General features: G+C 60.5%; 21 protein-coding genes and 1 pseudogene. 11 read left to right on the top strand and 11 right to left on the bottom strand.

Annotated features, from left to right (window positions below; genetic code table 11):
• Nucleotides 1-76: 76 nt before the first annotated feature.
• From GJR96_RS07410 to purQ, 3 genes are all read left to right on the top strand, one after another.
• Nucleotides 77-967, top strand: a complete 891-nt coding sequence (locus tag GJR96_RS07410) for a DUF7351 domain-containing protein (protein ID WP_151162355.1) — start codon at nt 77-79, stop codon at nt 965-967.
• A gap of 86 nt (nt 968-1,053) precedes the next feature.
• A complete protein-coding gene (gene purS, locus GJR96_RS07405; protein WP_058571116.1) occupies nt 1,054-1,305 on the top strand; it encodes a phosphoribosylformylglycinamidine synthase subunit PurS in 252 nt (83 codons plus the stop codon).
• A 1-nt stretch (nt 1,306) separates the two neighbouring features.
• Nucleotides 1,307-1,981 (top strand): phosphoribosylformylglycinamidine synthase I, encoded by a 675-nt coding sequence (purQ, locus tag GJR96_RS07400; RefSeq protein WP_151162354.1) that lies wholly within the window; start codon nt 1,307-1,309, stop codon nt 1,979-1,981.
• 450 nt (nt 1,982-2,431) lie between these two features.
• Here purQ and GJR96_RS07395 read toward each other — a convergent pair.
• Nucleotides 2,432-3,513 (bottom strand): annotated as a pseudogene (locus GJR96_RS07395) (archaeosine biosynthesis radical SAM protein RaSEA).
• 84 nt (nt 3,514-3,597) lie between these two features.
• A complete protein-coding gene (locus GJR96_RS07390) occupies nt 3,598-4,383 on the bottom strand; it encodes a histidine kinase (RefSeq protein WP_151162353.1) in 786 nt (261 codons plus the stop codon).
• A gap of 180 nt (nt 4,384-4,563) precedes the next feature.
• Here GJR96_RS07390 and GJR96_RS07385 point away from each other — a divergent pair, with 180 nt between their 5' ends.
• Nucleotides 4,564-5,631 (top strand): hypothetical protein, encoded by a 1,068-nt coding sequence (locus GJR96_RS07385; protein ID WP_151162352.1) that lies wholly within the window; start codon nt 4,564-4,566, stop codon nt 5,629-5,631.
• 126 nt (nt 5,632-5,757) lie between these two features.
• Entirely contained in the window at nt 5,758-7,689 is a 1,932-nt protein-coding gene (locus tag GJR96_RS07380; protein WP_151162351.1) for an aldehyde ferredoxin oxidoreductase family protein, read from the top strand.
• Between the two features lie 89 nt (nt 7,690-7,778).
• On the opposite strand, the gene GJR96_RS07375 is transcribed toward GJR96_RS07380, so the two are convergent.
• A complete protein-coding gene (locus GJR96_RS07375) occupies nt 7,779-9,182 on the bottom strand; it encodes an outer membrane protein assembly factor BamB family protein (protein WP_151162350.1) in 1,404 nt (467 codons plus the stop codon).
• Between the two features lie 96 nt (nt 9,183-9,278).
• Between GJR96_RS07375 and GJR96_RS07370 the strand changes: the two genes are divergently transcribed.
• The gene (locus GJR96_RS07370; protein ID WP_151162349.1) at nt 9,279-9,890 is read left to right on the top strand and encodes a GyrI-like domain-containing protein; all 612 of its coding nucleotides are present in this window, start codon (nt 9,279-9,281) and stop codon (nt 9,888-9,890) included.
• 344 nt (nt 9,891-10,234) lie between these two features.
• On the opposite strand, the gene GJR96_RS07365 is transcribed toward GJR96_RS07370, so the two are convergent.
• The 5 genes from GJR96_RS07365 to GJR96_RS07345 are packed head-to-tail and all read right to left on the bottom strand — an operon-like array spanning nt 10,235 to nt 12,307.
• A complete protein-coding gene (locus GJR96_RS07365; RefSeq protein WP_151162348.1) occupies nt 10,235-10,573 on the bottom strand; it encodes an AzlD domain-containing protein in 339 nt (112 codons plus the stop codon).
• Nucleotides 10,574-11,269, bottom strand: a complete 696-nt coding sequence (locus tag GJR96_RS07360; protein WP_151162347.1) for an AzlC family ABC transporter permease — start codon at nt 11,267-11,269, stop codon at nt 10,574-10,576.
• Nucleotides 11,270-11,308: 39 nt separating this feature from the next.
• Entirely contained in the window at nt 11,309-11,773 is a 465-nt protein-coding gene (locus tag GJR96_RS07355; protein ID WP_191965823.1) for a hypothetical protein, read from the bottom strand.
• Complete coding sequence (locus GJR96_RS07350) at nt 11,770-12,027, bottom strand: hypothetical protein (protein ID WP_058571106.1); 258 nt, start codon at nt 12,025-12,027, stop codon at nt 11,770-11,772. The genes GJR96_RS07355 and GJR96_RS07350 overlap by 4 nt, the downstream gene beginning before the upstream one ends.
• Nucleotide 12,028: 1 nt before the next feature.
• A complete protein-coding gene (locus GJR96_RS07345; protein WP_151162345.1) occupies nt 12,029-12,307 on the bottom strand; it encodes a ubiquitin-like small modifier protein 1 in 279 nt (92 codons plus the stop codon).
• A 302-nt stretch (nt 12,308-12,609) separates the two neighbouring features.
• Here GJR96_RS07345 and GJR96_RS07340 point away from each other — a divergent pair, with 302 nt between their 5' ends.
• Nucleotides 12,610-13,779 (top strand): NAD-dependent epimerase/dehydratase family protein, encoded by a 1,170-nt coding sequence (locus GJR96_RS07340; protein WP_151162344.1) that lies wholly within the window; start codon nt 12,610-12,612, stop codon nt 13,777-13,779.
• 103 nt (nt 13,780-13,882) lie between these two features.
• Here GJR96_RS07340 and GJR96_RS07335 read toward each other — a convergent pair whose 3' ends face one another.
• On the bottom strand, nt 13,883-14,737 hold the full coding sequence (locus tag GJR96_RS07335) for a TrmB family transcriptional regulator (RefSeq protein WP_151162343.1): 855 nt from the start codon (nt 14,735-14,737) through the stop codon (nt 13,883-13,885).
• Between the two features lie 106 nt (nt 14,738-14,843).
• Between GJR96_RS07335 and GJR96_RS18080 the strand changes: the two genes are divergently transcribed.
• From GJR96_RS18080 to GJR96_RS07320, 4 genes are all read left to right on the top strand, one after another.
• On the top strand, nt 14,844-14,999 hold the full coding sequence (locus GJR96_RS18080; protein WP_191965822.1) for a hypothetical protein: 156 nt from the start codon (nt 14,844-14,846) through the stop codon (nt 14,997-14,999).
• A 61-nt stretch (nt 15,000-15,060) separates the two neighbouring features.
• Nucleotides 15,061-16,224 (top strand): sugar phosphate nucleotidyltransferase, encoded by a 1,164-nt coding sequence (locus GJR96_RS07330; protein WP_151162342.1) that lies wholly within the window; start codon nt 15,061-15,063, stop codon nt 16,222-16,224.
• 179 nt (nt 16,225-16,403) lie between these two features.
• Nucleotides 16,404-18,203, top strand: coding sequence for a glutamine--fructose-6-phosphate transaminase (isomerizing) (gene glmS / locus GJR96_RS07325; protein WP_151162341.1), 1,800 nt, complete (start codon nt 16,404-16,406; stop codon nt 18,201-18,203).
• Between the two features lie 483 nt (nt 18,204-18,686).
• Complete coding sequence (locus tag GJR96_RS07320) at nt 18,687-19,304, top strand: glycosyltransferase family 2 protein (protein WP_151162340.1); 618 nt, start codon at nt 18,687-18,689, stop codon at nt 19,302-19,304.
• Between the two features lie 191 nt (nt 19,305-19,495).
• On the opposite strand, the gene GJR96_RS07315 is transcribed toward GJR96_RS07320, so the two are convergent.
• Together GJR96_RS07315 and GJR96_RS07310 are read right to left on the bottom strand one after the other, a co-directional pair.
• Nucleotides 19,496-19,792 carry a HalOD1 output domain-containing protein gene (locus GJR96_RS07315; RefSeq protein ID WP_225317710.1) on the bottom strand — a complete coding sequence of 99 codons (297 nt, stop codon included), beginning with the start codon at nt 19,790-19,792 and terminating at the stop codon, nt 19,496-19,498.
• A gap of 191 nt (nt 19,793-19,983) precedes the next feature.
• Complete coding sequence (locus tag GJR96_RS07310) at nt 19,984-21,948, bottom strand: archaea-specific SMC-related protein (protein WP_151162338.1); 1,965 nt, start codon at nt 21,946-21,948, stop codon at nt 19,984-19,986.
• Nucleotides 21,949-21,977: the final 29 nt, after the last annotated feature.

The following is a 21,977-nucleotide window of genomic DNA, read 5'->3' as shown; positions in this document are numbered from 1 at the left end:
CTGTCGTCGCAGGGGTGGCCGGGAGATACTGTCACCACACGATTCTATTAAACCCGAGACGAGCGTATCGATACCCATGCGTGCCCGCGATGCATCCCCGTCCACCGAACCCGGGGCCGAAACCGCGTTCTCCCTCCTCGCCGACGAGACACGGGTCGCCATCCTCCGCGTCCTCGCAGACTCGCCGAACGAACCGCTCACGTTCTCACAACTCCGCGAGCGAGTCGGCGTGACCGACAGCGGTCGGTTCAACTACCACCTCGGCAAACTCACGGGACTCTTCGTCAAGAAGTCCGACGCAGGGTACGAAATCCGTCTCGCCGGGTGGACCGTCGTCGGTGCTATTCTCGCAGGGGCGTACACTCGCGGCGACGACGTCGGGCCACTCCCAGTCGAGACTCCCTGTCCGACGTGTGACGGACAGGTCGAAGCGACCTACACGGACGAACGCATGCACGTCCGCTGTGTCGACTGTGACAAGACGATTACAGACGCCGGCATCCCGCCGGGCGTGTTCGAAGGCTACGACGACGCTGACCTCCCCGAAGTCGCAGAACGATACGTACTATCCTTGTTCGCACAGGCCCGAAACGGCTTTTGTGTGAGCTGTCAGGGTCGAATGGAACCGCACCTCTCGATGGATGTGGACGACCCCCACCCGGAGACGGTGTGTGAAGAGGCGATGGCCGTCTACACGTGTACGCGGTGCCGCGAGGAACTCATCTCTGGCGTGGGCTTGGCGTACCTCGACCACCCGGCAGTCGTCTCGTTCTACTACGACCACGGGGTGGACCTCTCGCAACCGAATCTGTGGGGGACCGCGTGGCGTGACAAACCGACGCTCACCGTGGTCGAAAAGAATCCCCTCCGCGCCACCGTCGACTTCGAACTCGACGGCGACACACTCACCCTCGTCATCGACGAGGAACTGAACGTCCACGACGTAGAACGCTCTCCAGCCCCGTAGACAGCGTTCTCCGATTCGTGAGCACGTTCGTGTATATCAAACGCGACCCAAAACCGTTTTTGCACATCACCACGCATCGTCATCCGATGACCACCTACACCGCGACGGTGACGGTGCGCCTCAAGCGTGGCGTGCTCGACCCGGAGGCGGAGACCACGAAGCGCGCACTCGAACGACTCGGCTTCGAACTCGACGCGTTGCGCTTCACCGAACGGTACGAAGTCGACCTCGACGCGGCGGACGCCGACGCGGCGGCCGAACGCGCCGACGAGATGGCCGAACGCTTACTGGCGAACCCGACCATCCACGACTACGAGGTCGAGGTCGTCGAGGCCTGAGATGATTGCAGTCGTGCAGTTTGGCGGGTCGAACTGTGACCGAGACGCCGTCCGCGCGCTGACGGACCTCGGGTTCGAGGCCGAACGCGTCTGGCACGAAGACCCGCTTCCAGAGGAGACGACGGGTATCATGCTCCCCGGTGGCTTCTCGTACGGTGACTACCTCCGCGGCGGCGCGATGGCCGCACGGTCGCCGGTCATGAACGCCGTCCGCGAGGCTATCGAGGAAGGCATCCCCGTCCTCGGCGTCTGCAACGGTGCACAGGTTGGCTGTGAGGCCGGTCTGACGCCCGGCGCGTTCACCACCAACGCGAGCGCTCGCTTCCAGTGCGAACACGTCTACCTCCGCGTCGAGAACGCCGACACCCGGTGGACCCGCGCCTACGACGAGGGCGAGGTCATCGAACTCCCTATCGCCCACGGCGAGGGACGCTTCGAAATCGACGACGAGGGGTACGAAGAACTCGAAACAGACGACCGCATCCTGTTCCGCTACTGCGACGAAGACGGCAACGTCACCGACGAGGCGAACCCGAACGGGTCGCGTGGGAACGTCGCCGGTATCCTCGGAGACACCGAGTCCGTCGCCGTCTTGATGCCGCACCCGGAACGCGCGTCGCTACCGGAACTCGGGAGTACCGACGGACGCGGAATCCTGTCGGGCTTCGAAGGCTAACGCCGAGGCTCGACGTTCGATTTCGATAAAAAAGACCGCCGCAGCGGCGGTGGGCGATACGGGGTCGGACGGGCGAATGTAGCAGCGTACACGATGAGCGATGGTTGGAGTTTTTCCGACCCGCGTACCGCGTGCTATGGCATGAGTGCGCGAGGAGCGTCCGTGGCGATCCACGCCTCGGTGTTCTCTTCCTCGCGGATTTCAAACCACCCGTCCGCGTAGTAGACGGTCTTGTACGTGTGTTTCGTCATGATGGCGGGCAGTCCGGGTGGGCACGTGTCCGAACTCCCGAATATGACAACGGGTTACACCCTCTTTGATACGAATATCCTAGCCGAGTAGTTAGGAGATAGTTACCGGACGCTAGGACACCCTAACGCCGTCAAACCGGGAGAAAGCAGTGCGTTCTACGGGGTGTTTGTGGACAAACGTCCGTCGAGAACGGTGGCCTCAGCGGACCAGCGGCATGTTGTAACTCGTCTCCGCGTCGAGGACGTACTCCCACGTCGACTCACACGCACAGGACACCTGGTCGAAGACGCTCGGGTCCTGTCGGAGGTTGAAGTCCTTGACGGCCTTGAAGACGAGTTCGTCGCACTCGCCACAGTTGTGAGCACCGCGTTCTTGCCCACCCCCGACGGGGTCGGAGACGACGATGGCGTCCACGTCGGCCGTGTCGCGGAGAGCCTCGGCGACCGACCAGAGCCACGGCGGCCGGTAGCCACCGTTGAAGAAGAGTTCGTCCACCATCGTGTAGCGCTGGACGTTGGTCGGGTTCATCGAGACGGTGTGGCAGTTGTCCACTGCGGCACAGCGTCGGATAGACGACTTCATGTCTCCGAGTGCCTCCGGTTCCGAGAGGAACGGCGGCTTCATCAGCAAGTAGGCCTTCACGCCGCCGCCCGCCGCGGCCGCTTCGTCACAGGCGTCTTCGAAGTCGGAGAAGTCGAAGTACTTGTTGACGCAGTCGTGGCGGACGCGGTCAGTTGCGGTTTCCAGACCGATTGCCACGTCTGTTTCGAGGCCGCGGTCGGTGAAGTCAGCGAGTTTTTCGCGCGTGACGAAGTCCGGCAGCGACTCGACGACCATCCGGTCGCGGTCGGCGAACGTCTCGGCGATGGCGTCACGCGTCTCGGCGGGGACTTCACGCTCGTCGAGGAACGAACCAGAGGTGTAGATTTTGATGAGGCCTGCCTTCTCGCCGTCGTCCATCTCCTCGGCTTCGTGGTCGAGACAGACCTGAATCTGGTCCATGAGCGCCTCGTGGGAGACGCTCCCGCCTTCGACCGATTCGGCGACGTAGCCGCACATCGTACAGCCACCGGCACGGGCCCAGCGACACCCCCGGTGTTGAGGATAATCGTCAGCGAGTCGTAGACGCCGTCGGGCGTGTTGTCCTCGTCGATCCACACCCGCGTCGGCTCGTGAGGGTCGTAGGTCTTCTGCTTCCGCGAACGGATGTCGCGCATCACCTTGTTGTGCGCGTCCATCCCGCGTCCCCGTTCGTAGACCTCGGGGCTCGGCTTACTCATTGGAGTCTCTTATCGGATGGGGGCGTAAAGCCGCTTCGTCTGGCGTGCGCAGTCACGGTGGTCGTCGAGTGCTGTTCGCCCTCGTCACATGTTGCGCGCGATGTAGTCGTCGATATCGGCGACGAGAGACGAGTCGAACGTCCAGTACCCTTCCCATCGCTTTGGCTCGGTTTCGAGTGCGAGGAGGGCGACCGGTGGCTGGTCGGGACGGCCGGGAAGGGAGTCGTCCGGTGGAGTGTAGACGACGAACCACGAATCGCGGTAGTCGGCCGTGTATCCGCCGTGGCTCCGCACCCCGAAGTCGAACGGTGGCGTCCAGTCTGTAACGCCGTAGACGTGGGTCTGCACGTCGGTCGACGCGATTTTCTTGTACACGACTCGCGTTCCTCGCTCGTCTTTGATTCGAGAGAGTCGCTGAAACGACGACCGGAGTCGCCCGGCACCGCTACGCCACGCGTGTCGTTCGATGTACCGAGAAATCGCGACCAAGAGGAGTTTCTCTTTGTCCGATTCCGGATAGCCTCGGAGTTTGAATGGAACGTCGTCGAGTTCGGTGAGAACCGCGGGCAGTTCGAAGGTGTCGAGGTCGGTCTGTCCGGTCTTGTAGAGGTCCGAGTTCACGAGCAGGATGGTGTTCATCAACTCTTCGAGCGGAGACGTGGCGAGAATCTCTCGTCCATCGCCCGTCTCTTCAGAGAGGACGACGACGTCGTCACCGCGGTCTGCGACGATTTGTTCGCCGACCTGGACCGACTGGTCTTCGAACGTCGTTTCGAGCATCCGCAAGACGGGGTCGGGGGCCGAGCGATTGACGACAGATAACGACCGTCGCGAAGGCTCGATTGCGTCCAAGAAGTCTTCAAGTGCCATAGATACCTGTTAGGTACCGAACACTCGAACAGGGGCGAAATAGCAGTTTGGGACCAATTATCAAATCGTGTAAATAATTGTCGTGAGGGCGAGCAGGATACGAAGACGGCAACCACCTACGAAGACGGCAACCAGCCTCGCAGAACGACGTTCATATGAGACCAGTCCGTATCCTCCGGTATGGACCGCCGAACCCTCCTCTCGCTCGTCGCGTCCGGCGTCGCCGGTCTCGCGGGGTGTGGGTCGCCGGAGGGAGAGACGGAGACGGAGACGCCGACTCCCGAAGAGGGGACCGGAGAACCGACCGCAGTTACGACTGCCGACGCGAGCGTCCAGCGAATACTCTCGGTCTGGAATCCGACGCCGGACCCCGTGTTCACGACGCTCGTCGTCACTCGGGGGAGTCGCGACGTATTCTTCGAGAACGTCGACCTCGTCCCCGGCGAGCGAACCGTCCGCCGAGTCGACGTCCCACCGGACGACGTCGAGGTACTCGTCCAGACAGATACGGGCATTCGCTCGACGTCCACGTGGGCGACCGAAGAGACACTCGACGGCCTCGAAGTCGTGCTCGGCCGAGAGAGTGCCGAGTTCTGGCGGACGGTCTCCTGTCGGCCCAACCGTGAGTGTGCGGTAGACGACGGTGGCGAGACCGTCGACCTCCCCCTCGTCGGTGACGGGTCGGGGCGCTGGTACGCGCCTGCTGGCGTCGTCGTCGAGAACCCCGGCGACGAGACGACGGCACGACTTCGCGTCGACCTGTTCGATTCGACACTCCTCGACCGAACCTACCGACTCCCGTCTCAGACGCGACTCTCCGTGCCGGTATCGTACCGGACGGGCACGTACCGTGTCGCCCTCGAAACGGACGAGATGGAAGTCGAGACACCGTGGCAGGTCCCCGACGAACCGACGAAGTACGTCGACACCGAGAGCGGGACAACTGGATGTGGTCCGGCGAACACGACGCTCACCGTCGCGAATCGAGACGACCGCCCGCACCGCCTCACCCTCCGAATCGAGTCGGACTCCGAGACGTTCGAGCAGACTATCAACCTCGAAGCGGGGGAGACTCGCGACTTCGTCCCGATGGTGGAGTCTGGTCCGAAGCGGGTGTTCGCGAGCACTGAGACCGGTGCGGAGACCGAGGGGATGTGGTGGTCGTGCCCGCCGCGAGGGACGGCAAGTGTTGTCGTCGACGCTACCGGGAGCCTGACGCTCAGGGCCGCTGGTCCGAAACCGGGATAAGTCGCACGGATTGCCGCAATCCAGAGACGGTACGGTGTCGTTTTGCGAACACGTAACCGTTTGTCGTTACGTCGGTGTGGGAATCACTAACTCAGTTGCGACCCTATATAATCATCGAGGATTACAATGACAGAACTCGGTGGTTACAACGACAGAGTCGCGCGGGTGGACCTGTCGGCTGGTGATGTGAAATACGAGAGTATCGACGACGAGGATGCGAAGAAGTATATCGGCGCACGCGGGCTTGGTGTAAAATACGTCTTCGACAACGGCCCGGAGGTGGAACCGCTCAGCCCGGACAACCTCCTGGCGTTCATGACGGGGCCGCTTACGGGAACCCAGACGGTGATGAGTGGCCGCATCGCCCTCGTGACGAAATCCCCGCTCACGGGGACCGTCACCGACTCCCACCACGGCGGGTGGAGTGGTGCCCGACTCAAGTGGTCCGGTGTCGACGGCCTGCTATTCGACGGAAAGTCTGAGAACCCAGTGTACGCCGTCGTCGAAGACGGTGACGTGACACTCCACGACGCCTCACACCTGTGGGGCAAGGGCGTCCACGACACCATCGAAGAAATCGAAGGCGAAGTCGACGGGTCGCTCGGCAAGAACCTCTCCGTGATGGCAATCGGCCCGGGTGGGGAAAATCAGGTCAAATACGCGTGTGTCGTCAACGAAGACGACCGCGCTTCGGGCCGCGGTGGGACGGGTGCAGTCATGGGGTCGAAGAACCTCAAGGCAGTCGTCGTCAAGTCCGGCACGCGAATGCCGAAGCCCGCTGACCCCGAGACGTTCAAGAAGGGCTACCAGCAGGCGATGCAACTCATCCGCGAGTCCGAAGTCACCGGTCCCAACGAGGGTGGACTGTCGGTGTACGGGACGAACGTCCTGATGAACGTGGGTGAAGAACTGGACGGCCTCCCGACGAAGAACGGCAGGTACACTTCCACGGGGTCGATGCGTGATGCCGAAGGCGTCGACATCGATGCCGAACGCGTCTCCGGTGAGAACGTCCGCGAGAACATCCTCGTCGACGAACCGACGTGTCACTCCTGTCCGGTCGCCTGTAAGAAGGAAGTCGAGGTGTCGGTGATGCACAAAGGCGAGGAGATGAACGTCCGTACCGAGTCGTACGAGTACGAATCTGCGTACGCACTCGGGCCGAACGCCGGCCACACCGAACGCGACGAAGTCGCCGTCATGATCGAACGCTGTAACGACATGGGCGTCGACACCATCGAGATGGGGAACATGATGGCGATGGCCATGGAGATGTCCGAAGAGGGCAAACTCGACGACCTCGACGAGCAACTCGACTGGGGCGACACCGAGCGGATGATCGACCTCATCGACGAAGTTGCCAACCGCGAGGGCGAACTCCCGGACGCGCTCGCAGAGGGTGCGAACGGTCTCGCCGAGCGCTTCGACGCTCACAGCAACTCGCTGGCCGTCAAGGGGCAGACCATCCCGGCGTACGACCCGCGTTGTATGAAAGGCATGGGCATCGGCTACGCCACCTCGAACCGCGGTGCCTGCCACCTGCGCGGCTACACGCCGTCTGCCGAACTGCTCGGCATCCCGGAGAAGGTCGACCCCCACGAGTACGAGGGGAAGGGTGAACTCGTCGCCCTGTTCCAGGACATGCACGCCATCTCGGACTCCTTCGACATCTGCAAGTTCAACGCCTTCGCAGAGGGTATCGAAGAGTACGTCCTCCAGTACAACGGCATGACCGGCCTCGACGTGACCGAAGACGAACTGCTGGAGACCGGCGACCGCATCTACACGCTGGAGCGCTACTACAACAATCTCGCAGGGTTCGACGGGGCGGACGACTCGCTGCCGGGACGCTTCATCCCCGGCGACGAGGCGATTCCGGGGCAGGGAGCCTCCGAAGGCCAACTCTGTGAACTCGACGAGATGAAAGAAGAGTACTACGCGCGCCGCCAGTGGGTCGACGGTGTCGTCCCAGACGAGCGTCTCGAAGAACTCGGCATCGACATCGGGCCCGGCACGGGCGTCTCCCGTGGCGACTCCCCCGCACCGGCAGACGACTAATCGGACGGACGTGGGCGGCGTCGAACCACGCACACCTCGGTTTTCTTTCGAACCTGTCCGCAGAGCCCCAGCAAACCGAACGTGGCGTCTCAGGGACCGAACACTCGCATCCCGGTCCCCGTGACGAAGACTGCGCTGCCGTCGGCGAAGATAGGACTGTGGTGTGCCCACGAGTCGAACGAGACAGTCTCTTCGACCACGCCAGTCCGGGCGTCGAGACGAACGAGTCGTCCAGAATCGTCGTCGCGGTTTTCGGCGACGAAGGCGTCGGTACCCGCGGCGGTCGGTGAGGTGAACCACGCATCGGTCCCTTCTGCGACTCGCTCCCAGAGCAACTCGCCCGTCTTCGGGTCGAACGCACGGAGACGGTCACTGGCCTCGGAATAGGCTTCGAGCCGAGTCACAAGCGCGTCCGGTGTCAGTGCGCCGAGTTCGTACGACGGGTGGGCGTACTCCGTCCCGGCCTCACCCCTGCCGAACAACTCGGTCTGTTCGTGCCGCCAGATTTCATCACCGGTATGACGCGAGACGGCAACCAGCGGACCGTTGAACACCGACAGGTACGCGATGTCGTCGCCGACGACCGGGGGACCGTCGACATTCCGTGGAATCGCCGTCTCCCACGCTACCGTCCCCGTCTCCGTGTCGAGCGCGAAGAGGGCACCCGATTCGTTTTCGTCGTCGTCGCCCGCCAGGTGTCTCCGTGCTGTGTAGTAGGCACGGCCACCGGCGACGGCAGGCGTCGGGTTGAGAGCGTTCGTATCGAGCGACGTCTGCCAGCACTGTTCCCCGGAGCGCGTGTCGACGGCCATCACCTCTGTCTGCTCATCGCCGATGGCGGGGTCGTCTACGAGTGCCATCCCGTCGGTGAGGACGAGCAGTGGCGGGTACGCGTGAAGGTTTTCGAGCGAGTACGCCCATCGCTCTCGGCCGTCACCCATCGCCAGTGCGAGGGCGGTTCGGCCACGTTCGTCGGTGTTCGTGTGATAATAAACGCTGTCACCGGCGGCGACAGCCGGGTGAGCTTCGTGAACCTCTTGAAACCGCTTTCGCCACAGCTCGCTCCCCGTCACGATATCGAGTGCACGGAGTGAACTCCCCCGGTCGTTCTCCACCGCGAGGAATATCCGGTCGTTCGCGACCACCGGTGTGCCGTACTGAAAGACGTCCCACTCGAGATGCCACCGTTCGTCCAGCGAATCGGGGGCCGCGCGAGCAGGGGCGGTGGACGTGTGTCGACGGTCGTAGTTCGGGAACGACCACTCGTCGTCTTCGACGGAAATCGGCGAACGGTCGCACCCGGATGCCCTGAACGGGCGTGCACCGAGCACGTATCCCCCGAGGCCGCCGAGGCCGACTGCCGCTCCACCTGCACCGAGCAGTTGCCGCCGAGAGAGCGTCACACCGTTCGGCGAATCCTCAAGCGAATCGGACAGTGTCTGCTCAGCATCGCTCGCTTCGAGAGGGGCAGTCGAATCCGAAGTGGAGGGCATCGAAGTATTGTATCTAACTCCCAAACTTAGTTCTGGTGATACAATTGGTAGACCGCTGATAGGCTTATGTCCGTATCTGTTCAACTGTCCCACACGATGGAGTCGGTGGACCACAAGAGGGAACTGAAGGAGTTGTACCGCCAGTCGGCGAACGAAGTCTCACTCGTCGAGGTCCCCACACTCGACTACCTGATGATAGACGGCGAGGGCGACCCGAACACGTCAGCCGAGTTCAGCGCCGCAGTCGAGACGCTGTACCCGTTCAGTTACGCGATTCGGTCCATCGTCAAGGCCGAACGAGAGATGAAGTACGTCGTCATGCCGCTCGAAGGCCTCTGGTGGGCCGACGACATGGAGGCGTTCGACGTGGGGAAGAAAGACGAGTGGCAATGGACACTACTGCAGATGCAACCGGACGTGGTGACCGAGGATATGGTCGAACAGGCACGCGAGCAAGTCAGTCAGAAGAAAGACCTCCCCACGCTCTCGGAGGTGAGATACGAATCGTTCGACGAAGGACTGTCTGCACAGACGCTCCACGTCGGTCCCTACTCCGAAGAAGGGCCGACTGTCGAACGTGTCCACGAGTTCATTGAGGAGCAGGGCTACACTCGTCGCGGCGCACACCACGAAATCTACCTGAGCGACATGCGCCGGACCGACCCGGAGAAGTTGAAGACGATTATCCGGCAACCGGTCGTGGAGTAGTCTGACCTCCTCTCGTTGAGGGTGACGGTGAGGGGTGGGAGAAAGAAGGCGTGAACGAAAGGGGATGGATTCGAACCATCGAGGCCATTTTTCAGGCCACCCACCACGAGGGTGGATGCTCTGCCAGACTGAGCGACCCTTTCACGCGGAGTCGACCGCTGATGCATACATTCGTTGGCACGGTATTGAATATACAGAGACTATCGGTGGATAAGGTCAGCATATACGTCGTACCAAAGGCGTTCTCACCCCGAGAATCGCGACGTGTCGTCCAGCGTTGGCCACGTTGTTCGCCTTCGACCTGTCGTGTCGTCGTTCGGTAGTACCCTTGCCCCGTATTGCGCTCAGACGACGAATCGGAGCACCCAGAGCGTCCCCATCCCCACCACGATGGTGACGAAGACGCGCTCTGTGTACCACGCCGCGATGGCCGCGAGCACCCCCGCGACGAGTCGTTCGTTTCCGAGCGAGAGTGAGACAGCCCCCTCGGGGACGAGAATCGCTGGAAAGACGAGTGCGGCGAAGACGGCCGCGGGGACGTATTCGAGCGCAGACTGGACCTGCGGTGGAATCTCGTCGATGCGGCCGAAGAGGTAGACGAACGACCCTCTGATGGCGAACGTGAGCACGCCAGCGACGACGATGACGCCCCAGACAGTCGTCGCATCGTAACTCGTCGGCATCTACGCGTCACCTCCGAGCGATTCGACGGCGAGGCCGGCACCGACACCGACGACTGCCGCGACGATGATATCGAGGTGGAACGGGATTCCCGCGGCGACGACGGCGACGGCGACGAGGCCACCCACGAGGCCCGAGGTTGCCGACGCACGGTCTTTCAGCGCCGGGACGAGCAGGGCGAGAAATACGAGCGGTGCAGCGAACTCGAACCCCCACTCCGGCGGGAGGCCCGCACCGAGGAAGGCACCGGCAATCGTAGAGAGTTGCCAGACGACCCAGAGAGACGCCGCGACACCGATGTAGTACGCGAAGCGGTCGGTCTGCCCGTCCTCGCCGTAGCGTGCGAGCGAGAGCGCGTACGCCTGGTCGGTGAGGAGATAGGACGCGACGGTCTTCGACTGGGCGGCGAAGTCGCGGAAGTACGGCGCGATAGACGCCGAGTACATCAGCATACGGAGGTTGACGACGACGGCGGTACCGACGACGATAGCGAGCGGTGCGTCTGCGCCTAGGAGTTCTATCATCGCGAGTTGGGACGCGCCTGCAAAGACGATGGTAGAAAAGCCGATGGCGTGGAGTATCGAGAGCCCCTGTTCGACGGCGGCGACACCCGCGACGAGGCCGAACGGGACGATGCCGAGATGAAGGGGCATGACGTCCCGAACGCCGTCGAGTAAATCCGGAGGAACTGTAGGCATCTGTCGGTAGCAGGAGACCAGCCCCGAAATATGCGTCTATCAGCGCGCGGATTGCCGGGGTCGTCCACGACTAACGACGGCGACTTCGCGTATCTCGAGTGCCGTCTCGAACTCGTCGCGTCGGTCGTCGCTGGTTCCGATGCGCCGGAGGTGTTCGGTGTGGGCACGGCGGACGGCGTCGATTTCTCGGTGTGAGAAGCCGAGTTCCGTTCCCTTCGTATCCCAGTGACCGAGCGGGACGAAGTAGACTGCCGTGTCGTCGTCCTCGTAGACACACTCGAACTCTCGGGCGTACTCGTCTGCGTTGTCGTCGAGGAACCCCTGTGCACGGTCGAGAAGCGCCGGCAGGAGCGCGGCGGGGATGCTCGCCTTTGCGGCGGCAATCATAATCGCAGTTCCGTCGATGGCACCACCGCTCGGCGAGGTGTCGTCCTCGTCGGGGCCGAGTCGGTCACGAAGACGCTCTGGGTCTCGCTGCGAGTCGCGGTCGGTGCCCACGGTCACCCACCTGCGCGCATCGCTTTCTGGGCGAACGTGGGGATGAGTTCGTCGAGCGTCTCTTCGTCACCCTCGAACGTGAGTTGGACCTCAGTTAGTTGGATACTACTCGTGATGGTGACTACTTCGGTGTCGATATCGACGGTCCAGTCTGGGCCGACGACGCGACGCTCGCCGTCGGCCTCACCCCCGAGTCCTTCGAGGTACTGAACGACGAGCCGGGTCGAGATGCCCCGAAACGCTCGCTCTCGTCGTACCATCTCAGCCTCCCGCCACCGGTGGGAAGACGCTTATCGTATCACCGTCTTCGAGCGTCGTTTCGAGGCCGTCGAGGTGCACGACTTCGCGGCCGTTTCGCAGGACGTTCACGTGTGGCCGGACGTTCCCGTCCTCGATGAGCTGCCCTGTCAGGCCGTCGTACTCGGATTCGAGGGAGTGAAGCACGTCACCCACCTTCGAGTCGTCGTCGACACGCCAGTGAATCGTCTTCTGGCCCACCGCCTCCCGAAACGTCGCAAAGAATCGTAATTCGAGTTCCATACCTCTCTTCGGCGGTCACGAGACAAAAAGGTACGTCGCGGTTGTTTTCGGGCACCGAACCGAGTCGTTCACGGCCGATACCGAGTGATCAGATTGCACTATTTGTCCCGTAAGGATACCACTGTTGGCACAGAGTAGAACGAGGAGACGCGACGTATCAAGTCAGTCAATTTGACTATTATACACTGGTCTCGTGGGCTTTCAGGTCAGATCACATGTGAATACCACAGATATGTTAGTTCGAATGACAAACAGTACATTCATTAATCGGTACGGGTTACCCACATACTGAGTAACTCAAAATGTCCATCCTCATCACCGGCGCCGATGGCTACCTCGGCTGGCCGACCGCACTCCGCATCGCTTCGCAAACCGACGACCGCGTCATCCTCGTCGACAACTTCGGGCGACGGAACTGGGTCGAAGAGATTGGCAGCGTCTCCGCGACGCCCATTTCGGACATCGAGACGCGCATCGAAGCCGCCGAAGAGGTCCACGGACTCTCGAACCTGTCGTTCGTCGAAGGCGACCTCACGAACAAGGACTTCACCGACCAACTCCTCACAGTCCACGAACCGCACACCATCGTCCATACGGCAGCACAGCCCTCTGCGCCGTACTCCCAGATCAACGGCGAGCGCGCGAACTACACGCAGCACAACAACCTCCAGGCGACACGCAACCTCCTGTGGGGCCTCGAAGAACACGACCTGACGGACACGCACTTCATCGAGACGACCACCACGGGTGTCTACGGTGCCCCCGAGTTCCCCATCCCGGAAGGCGGCGCAGTCATGGAGAACCAAGGCGAGCGTGACGACGTTCCGTTCCCGGCGATGGCGGGGTCGTGGTACCACCTCACCAAGAGCCACGACGCGGCCAACATGCGACTGGCGCACAAGCAGTTCGGTATCCCAATCTCCGACGTGCGAACGGCTATCACCTACGGGACAGAGACGGACGAGACGGCGGCAGACCCACGTCTGGCCACTCGCTTCGACTTCGACTACTACTTCGGTGTCGTCTCGCACCGCTTCTGTGCGCAGGCCATCGCAGGCTACCCGATGACCGTTTACGGCAAGGGCGAACAGCGCAAGCCGTTCATCAGCCTCGAAGACGCAGTCGAGGGACTCACCCGCCTCGCGCTCATGGACCCCGACGACCGCGAAGATGACCACGTCGTCTACAACCAGGTCACGCGCGCGATCAGCATCGTCGAGATGGCGAACACCATCGCCGACGTCTCCGCGGAGTTCGACCTCGACGTGGAAGTCGAACACTTCGAGAACCCACGTGACGAAGACGAGACCCACAAGATGGAGATCGAAAACGAGCGCTACATGAACGTCATCGGTGAGCAGCGTCAGGACTTCGAGGAGGGCGCGCGCGACATTCTCGGGACGCTCGTCGAGTACGACGAGACCATCAAAGCGCACGAAGACCGCTTCCTCCCCGGCGTCCTCACGGAGTAAACTTTACACTCGATATCTGGGCATGGAAGAACCCCGCCTAGGAACCGAGTCGCGCCGTCGGAGAGTGGGATTCGGGCATTAAACAAAGAGAAAGCCGACTAACTCAATGTGGGCTCTCGGAAACACTCTCGTACTTCCAAATTAGACTGAAGTAGCGTTGTAAGCCGGCGACGAACGACCCGTTCTCGGTGACAGCTGCTTGACGCATGTGGAGAGGGATGTCTTTCTCTTCGACAAGAAGAATCGCCTTTCCGTGTTGGTAATCCATAGAGGGGTCAATAATCGTCCCACGCCACGGCAAGGGCTCTTTGCTGAACCGTATTGTCACGCCATGCAACTCTGCGACTACTTCTTCGACGCGCTCCCGTTGGACGGTACAGTTCTCGGGAGAGAGGTGCTTTGGGTGAACCATCAGAACGTTGATTTCGATGCCAGTATCAGCGACTTTGGTGAGCGTCGACCGGACATTTGGCAAGTATTCGAAACCCTTTGTGAGAATATTAATTTGGTTAGTAGCCTCTCGGTACAGCGACCGCGTCTCCGTCTCGCTCGCATCACCCACGTCGACGACGTAGAAGAGTTCCTCTGTTGGCGACGTTTCGTCCGTCGCTTGCTCGTAGAGCGGGCCGAATGCGCTCAAGAATTCGTCGCGAACGTCCTCAACGGATTGTTGGTAGGATTCGAACTGCTGTCGTCTGTTCTCGGTTGCGCGGTCGAGAATCTCGTCGGGTGACTTCGGAACGTACTGCTTTGGCCGCTGCGGAATAATCTTCACGAAACCCTGGTCTGCGAGCGAGTCCAAGACGCCGTAGATACGGGCTTTTGGAATCCCAGTCGCCTCCGAGAGATTCGGGGCGGTTGTCCGACCCAGTGACAACAGGTGCATCAACGCGTCGCGCTCGTACTCGGTGAGATCGAGCGTCGCGAGGAGTTGTGCGAGGTCGTCGGAGCGAGTCATACCGAAGAGTGCGTGTGACGTCTGTTAATTCCTAGTATTCCTGAGTCTTGTTTGGAGGGCCCAATGCGAAGTTTCAATACTCCGGGGTTGGATAGTTACTCAGACTATGAGTAACCAAAATGACGCCGACATCGACGCCCACCTCGCAGACCTCGAAGACGGTGCTGGTTGCACTGAAATCTGGGAAAAGCTGAGTGAAGGCAGATCCGAGGTGGCTGACGAAACGGGAGACGAACAGGCCGTGAAATCGCCAACCCAGTAGGGATGTCTTCGACTGACACGAGTACCAAGTTAAAAGACACTCGGCCCGAATCAGCCAGACAATGAAAGCCGTCATCCTCGCCGCAGGAGAAGGAACTCGACTGCAGCCACTGACACAATCCCGGCCGAAAGGGATGCTCCCGGTGGGTGACAAGCCACTCTTAGAACACATCGTCGAGTCAATCAAGGCGGCGGGGGTCGACGAAATCGTACTCGTCGTCGGTCACAAACGAGAGCGAATCCAGAATTACTTCGAAAACGGCGACGACTGGGGCGTCGACATCCAGTACGTCGTGCAACCCAACCCCCGTGGGACTGGTGATGCGCTTCTCGAAGCGGAACACGAGGTTGGCAACAGTTGCATCGTCATCAACGGCGACCGAATCATCGGCGCGGAGTTACTCTCTCGAATTATCGACAAACACCAGTCGACGGGTGATGCGTGTCTCGCGATTACCGAAGTCGAAGACCCGACCCAATATGGTGCTGTGACCCTCGATGGAGAGGAAATAACCGACATCCAGGAGAAACCCGAACCGCACGAAGTCACGTCGAGTCTCGTCAACGCCGGTGTCTACGTGTTCGGACCGGACATATTCGCCGCGATTCGCCAGACTGACCACTACGGCGAACTCAGATTGACGGATACGCTCAGAGAGTACATCCAGTCGCAACCGTTGCACGCCGTCCGATACGATGGCATGTGGCTGGAGATATCGCGGCCGTGGGACCTCCTCTCGGTGAACAGTGCGATGCTGGCGAGAAACGGCTCGACGATTGCCAGTTCAGCGGTCGTCAGCGAGGACGCGACGCTCGGTGAGCCGACCGTCGTGGGCGACCACACGCGTATCCAACCGGGGGCACGCGTCTTCCACGACGTCGTAATCGGAGACAACGTCACCATCGGAGCGAACACCGTCCTCACCAACACGATCATCCTCGAAGACACGGTGGTCAAGCCTGGAACGGTCGTCGCTGACTGTGTCATCGGTTCAGGGTCACAGATTGGCCCGCTCAACTCCATTGAGGGTGGCTTGACCGACGTGCGGGTTGACGACGAGTTGTACACAGAGATAAAATTCGGTGGCCTCATCGGAGACAACGTCACGATGAAAGGGAACGTCACGGTCGAACCAGGGGCGCTCATTGGAAACGGTGTTCGCGTCGAAAGCGGCTCGGCCCTCGATGGTCGAATCCCTAACGACACCCACGTCTACCGAGGATGAACTGACAGACTCAGGAAGGAAGACACAGTGCACACGAATCGAAGCACGGAGATGAATATTCGGTTCCAGATTAGTTGTTCCAATAGCACTAAATGGATTCAACCGAATGCAATTTCCAATAGAAGACGAGCGCGAATCGGTCGACGAATGCAGTCACCAATAGGGAAATTAAGCTACACATGTGCGGAATAACGGGATATATCGGGGTAAACGAGAGCGCATCCATCCTCTCGACTGGGTTGAAGAATTTGGAGTACCGCGGCTACGACTCGGCGGGCATCGCTCTTGTTGGAGAGCAACTCACAGTTCGCAAACAGGAAGGAACGATCGACGGATTGACCATTCCGTCGGAAACGGATGCCACCCACGGAATCGGCCATACGCGATGGTCGACTCACGGAGAACCGACCGACGAAAACGCGCACCCGCACACCGATTGCAGTGGGGACGTGGCCGTTGTTCACAACGGTATTATTTCGAACTACACCGAACTCAAAGCGGAGCTCGATGGCCACATCTTCGAAAGCGAGACTGATACAGAAGTCATCCCGCACCTCATAGAAGAGGAAATCGCCGCTGGCGCAGACCTCCGTGCGGCGACCATGCGCGTCCTCGACCGACTCGAAGGGAGCTTCGCAATTGCGGCGACGCACGTCGACCACGAAGGAATCGTTGCTGCACGCCAAGACAGCCCACTCGTCATCGGCCACGGCGACGACGGGATGTATCTCGGGAGCGACGTGACTGCGTTCGTCGAGTATACGCGTCGAGTATCGTATCTCGAAGACGGTGACGTCGCACACCTGAGTGCTGATGGCATCAGCGTCTTCAACGACGGCGAGTGTGTCGAACGTGAGATCCAGACGGTCGACTGGGACGCGTCAGCAGCCGGAAAGGCTGGCCACGACCACTATATGCACAAGGAGATTCACGAACAGCCAAACGCGCTCCGCCAAGCAATCTCCGGCCGCATCGACGAACTGACTGGAAATGCCTCCCTTGATATCGACCTCGACGAGCGCTACCTCCAGGCGGTCGACGAGATTCACATCGTCGCCTGCGGGACTTCCTACCACGCCGGCCTGTACGCGAAAGAACTGCTCGAACCGCTCGTGGACCTCACGGTCCGCGTCGACCTCGCGAGCGAATACGAAGTGTACGATGGGTTCGATTCTCGACGTACCCTCGTGGTCGCGGTCACCCAGAGTGGGGAGACCGCAGATACTCTCTCGGCAATTCGCCGCGCGAAAGCACCGGGAATGACCACACTCGCTGTGACGAACACGGTCGGAAGTACCATTACCCGAGAAGTCGACGATTCGCTGTTCATCAAAGCTGGTCCCGAAATCGGCGTCGCGGCAACGAAGACGTTCGTCTCACAGGTGACGGCACTCGCCTTGTTTACGATATACCTCGGGCGTCTCCGCGGAACTATCTCGGCGGGCGATGGTGCCGACATCCTCGAGAACATCCGGCGACTCCCGAACGCCGTCCAGTCGATTCTCGACGCCGAACCCAACATCAAGCGTCTCGCAAAGCAGTACGTCGACAGTGACGCGTTCTTCTTCATCGGCCGTGGACTGGCTTACCCGGTGGCACTCGAGAGCGCGCTGAAACTCAAGGAGATCTCGTACGCCCACGCTGAGGGCTTCGCCGCGGGTGAACTCAAACACGGTCCTCTCGCACTCGTTACAAAAAACACGCCTGTGCTCGCGTTCCTCAGCGAGAGTGCGTCGCCCGACGAGACGTTCAACAACGTCAAAGAAGTCGAATCACGCGGTGCACCGGTCATCGGGCTCTCCACCTCGGATGGGACAGAGTCCTTCTGCAAGCACACCATCGACATCCCAAGTCTGGGCCGCCTCGAACCCCTCGTCGCCAACGTCGCACTCCAGCTGTTTGCCTACCACGTTGCCAACGAGATGGGCCGCCCCATCGACAAGCCACGTAACCTCGCGAAGTCTGTAACCGTCGAATAATCGAGTTCCAGAGACCCCGGAACTGCGGGGGTTATATTCGTACACTGTCTCGTAGTGAGACGTGATGCAACACACACCAGTTCGACGATTCGCTGGAATCGTCGCGTTGCTGGGGTGCTGCTCGTCTATGCGTCTGGACGGGTTCGCGTCTTCTCGCACCTCTCTCCCGGTGCCGTGCCACACCTCGTCGTGGATGTTTTCCTCTTGAAGCTCACGGAGCAGTCGTATCCGCTGCTGTGGCCCTCAAGATATCACCCGCCACCGACGGGCTTGTACCTCGGTACGCACTTGCAACTGACCATTGTCCTGGGCGTCGTTGCACTCATCGTGTACGGTGTTGGCTGGGTACCGGCCGGCCGAGACGGCACGAGATTGTGCGGTATCTCACGTCGGTAGTCTCGAACGATATAATCCCGGTCGTCCATTTTGGTCAGGTTAGAAATACTACGAACGTACATTGCTGCGGTATTCGAATCTTTCATCATGAATGATACGACAGTCATCATTCCGGCGTTCAACGAAGCCGGCCGGATTGGACAGGTGGTCGCAGAAATCCCGGAGGAGTACGACGTGTTGGTCATCGACGACGGGTCGACAGACGCGACAGCAACCGAAGCGCGCGACTCTGGTGCGGAGGTTGTCGAACAGGAGCGAAACCGCGGCTACATCGAGGCTCTCAAACGAGGGTTCCGGGAAGCGACCACGGACATCGTTGTCACCTACGACGCCGACGGTGAACACCGACCTGAGCAGCTCTCTCGACTTGTCTCTCCAATTCGTGAGGGCGAGTTCGACTTGGTTCTCGGTGCACGTCGTGAAATTCCACGACCATCAGAACGGTTCCTCAACCGACTCACACAGCTCAAAGCCGATGTGACGGACTCCGGCACTGGACTCCGCGCACTTCGTCGTGATCTTGCGGTCCAACTCCGATTGGACACTGCCTGTACCTGTGGCACCTTTGTCTTAGAGGCTGCTTCTCACGGCGCACGAATCGGCGAAGTGCCAATTAGGACTCGGTCGGTCGACAAGCCCCGTGGCATCGCATGGGAGCACATAACACAGACATGCCATCTCTTTCGACACATCATCGACAAATGAAATTTACTACATTTCCAGACGTTCTCTTGTGTGAGTAATACAGTCTCACCGTCGCGTCGGGAGCCGAATCGAACAGCTTCACAACAACTTTCAGCAGTTTTGAAAACAGCATCGTATGGGTTGTTTTCGGGCACTGAACCGTGTTCTCCCTGTCTGGCGCGAGGTATCAGAACCGAACTCGACAGACCGTGTTAGTCTGATGTCGGTTCGGCGTCCGCCGCATCCCTGACTTCGACGGTCCCAATTGTCGAAACCGTGACGACGACGTCGTCGTACTTGAATTCGAGTGTCCCACTCGAGAGTGCGGGTGCTGCTGGCCGTCGCGTCCCGAACAACGTGTTCAATGCGTCCACATCGGTGTATTCACTGATCGGCGGTAACGCCGTCTCGTCGCACTCCATGTGGTCGCTCACCGCGCCGAGTATCGCCTCCGAAATTGCTTCCGTCCGGTCACAGTCGTACCAGACGCGAGTCTGTTCTACGTCCACCTGCCTTCGCTTCGCAATCGTGCTAATAGTTAGCCCCCCTGTATGTCGGCCAATATGTATTTATTCTCAACATGTTAAATGTCTTGCGTACTACCGGTATATGCCAAGAAATCGGAAGCCATTGAGTCCAGAGGGCTGTCGCTCCCGTCGAGATATAGTCCACAGAAACAGGAAGTCGGTCGGTGAGTACGTTACGCCGAGGACCGGGACGCATCGTCGCCCCACGCGACACGTTCGTAGGACGAATCGAGTGCCTGTGCGTCTTCTGGGAGGAGCGCCGCGACGAGGAACGTCGGGTACTGTTTGAAGTGGTCGACCAGCGCGGCGATACGTGCGGCGTCGATGGCTTCGAGCGAGTCGAGGAGCATGAACGGAACGTCGTCGTAGACTTCGTGGACGAGGTAGCCTGCGAGTGCGAAGACGAGGCCGATGACCTCGCGTTCGCTCTCCGAGAGGTGGTCTATCGTGTCTTCGTACACGGTCCCCGCGTCAGACTCGCGGACGATGTGCAGTTCGAACTGCGTCTTCATCACCTTTCGACGGCCCTCTCGGACGCGACGTTCGACGCGTTCGAGCCAGACGCGCTCGATGTTTCCGTAGTCAAGGAGGTCGAGAATCGTCTCCATCTCCTCGTTGAACGCTTCGACGGCGGCGGACGTGAGTGATTGAATTCGCGTGCGCGCCGCTTCGAGGTCGTCGTTCAGTTGCTCACGGCGCTCTTCGAGTTTGTCGCGTTCGTCGAACTGCTCGGCAACCGCTTCGAGGTCGTCGTTCACAGACGCGAGTTCGTCACGCGTGCGGTCGAGAGAGAACTCCACTTCGTTCAGTTCTTTGTGCAGTTCGATGAGGTCGCTTTCAGCCTGCCCGCGGAGGGCTGACGCCTCGGCTTCCAACTGTTCGACGCGCGCGGTGAGTTCGTCGCGCTCGTCGGTCAGCGAGTCGATTTGCTCCGTTCGCGTCTCCAGTTCGTCTTCGAGACGGTCGAGTTTCTGCTGGAGGTTCTGGCGACGACGCTTGGACTTCTCTGCGTCCCGAAGGTCGCTCTCGAGTTCGTCGAGTTCACGTCGGAGGTCGGCACGCCGTTCCCGCTTGTCGTCTCGGGCGGCACGGAGTCGGTTCGTCGTCTGCTCGATTTGGTCCGGATCGACGTCTGTCCCACAGGTCCAACAGGTGATGGTCTCCGACGAAACGAGTTGGTCGGTGAGCGTATCGTCAGTCGAGCCCCCACCGAGTGAGTCTTCCACGAGGCCTGCTTTGCCGTCCAGAACGTCGTCTGTGTACTGGACGACGGTCTGGAGGTCAGCAATCGTCGTGTTGAGGTCTTCTATCTCTGTGCGAATCTGGTCGATGCGCACCGAAACTGACTCACGGTCGATGTCGGTCACCTCGAAAGAGTCCAGTTCGTCCTCCAGTTCGGACCGCTCCTGTCGAAGTGATTCGACGCTCTCTCGCTCGCTTTGGAGACGGAAGCGAACGGTTTCGAGGTCGGAGCGCGCGTCCTGTAACTCGTCGAGTACACGGTCCAGTTCGTCTCGATTCTCACGCTGGTCTTCGACCGTCTGGTCTTCGTCCTCGATACGCGCTTCGAGTTCGTCTCGTTCGTCTTCGAGGTCCGCTATCTTCGTCTCCAACTCGGTGCGTTTCTTCTGGAGCGCGCGCTCGTCCGCCTCGAGCGACGAGCGGTCGTCGAGTTCTCGCTCGACGCGCTTTCGTTCGGACTGTAGACTGTCGATTTCGTCCTCGATGGCGTCCGTATCGACAGGTCGCATGATGACATCGTGGAGGTCACGGGAGGTGACGACTGCCTGTCGCGCCTCGTTCGAGGCGAGTAGGAACGCAAACAGGTCGGCGGTGGTCGTATCTTGGAGGTAGGGTGTTCCACTCGCCGTGACGCGGCCATTTTCTCTCGTGAGAACGCGCGTGAAGGTCCGGCCGTCGAGTTCGAGTTCGACCGACCCTTCGTCTGCGTCGCCTTTGAGGCTGGCCGCGTCGCTCCCACATCCTGCCATGATGGCGCGAAGGAACGAGGTTCGGTTGGTCGCGTTTCGTCCAGTGAGGACGGTCACACCCGGTGAGAGCGAGACAACCCTGTTGTCTATCCCACCGATACGTTCGATTCGAACAGTCGCGTCCTGAAGGGCCTCTGATTTGCTCATTCGTGTGTAGATTCTTGGGTTAGGTGTCG

The organism is Haloferax litoreum, assembly GCF_009674605.1.
In the GTDB taxonomy this organism is placed as follows: domain Archaea; phylum Halobacteriota; class Halobacteria; order Halobacteriales; family Haloferacaceae; genus Haloferax; species Haloferax litoreum.
Note: the sequence above shows the minus strand (reverse complement) of the source record. Positions and strands in the feature narration are given on the sequence as shown.